General features: G+C 53.3%; 1 rRNA gene. It reads right to left on the bottom strand.

The window, feature by feature from the left end:
- A 16S ribosomal RNA gene (locus tag V6259_RS19845) occupies window positions 1-255 on the bottom strand; the annotation flags it as partial.

A 255-nucleotide genomic window follows, 5' to 3' on the forward strand; every position in this document is an offset into this window, starting at 1 on the left:
CCTACGCGCGCTTTACGCCCAGTAATTCCGATTAACGCTTGCACCCTCTGTATTACCGCGGCTGCTGGCACAGAGTTAGCCGGTGCTTCTTCTGGAGTTAACGTCAAAATGATTGAGTATTAATCAATCACCCTTCCTCGCTCCTGAAAGTGCTTTACAACCCTAAGGCCTTCTTCACACACGCGGCATGGCTGGATCAGGCTTGCGCCCATTGTCCAATATTCCCCACTGCTGCCTCCCGTAGGAGTCTGGGCC

This window comes from Marinomonas sp. TI.3.20 (genome assembly GCF_038155025.1).
Taxonomy (GTDB): Bacteria; Pseudomonadota; Gammaproteobacteria; order Pseudomonadales; family Marinomonadaceae; genus Marinomonas; species Marinomonas flavescens.